General features: G+C 49.3%; 1 pseudogene. It reads right to left on the bottom strand.

The window, feature by feature from the left end:
* A pseudogene (locus E5W70_RS33000) lies at positions 1-219 on the bottom strand (hypothetical protein); the annotation flags it as partial.

Raw genomic sequence — 219 nt, 5'->3', positions numbered from 1 at the left:
TTGCCTTCCGTCGCTGCACGAGTAGCGGCAGCCGCATACCGAAGAATATTTGACCCTTGGGATGATACATCCCAGTGAGCTTAGTGGCCGTTCGCCATGGCTCGGAAATCTTGTCCAATTCGATGTTGATAATAGCGTCGGTGAGTATCAGCGTCTTCGACGCTTTGTGGAAAAAAATGAACTCTTTGAAATAGCCGCCGGGAAAAAGCACTTGATCGA

It is taken from the genome of Mesorhizobium sp. (genome assembly GCF_005063415.1).
Taxonomy (GTDB): Bacteria; Pseudomonadota; Alphaproteobacteria; order Rhizobiales; family Rhizobiaceae; genus Mesorhizobium.
Note: the sequence above shows the minus strand (reverse complement) of the source record. Positions and strands in the feature narration are given on the sequence as shown.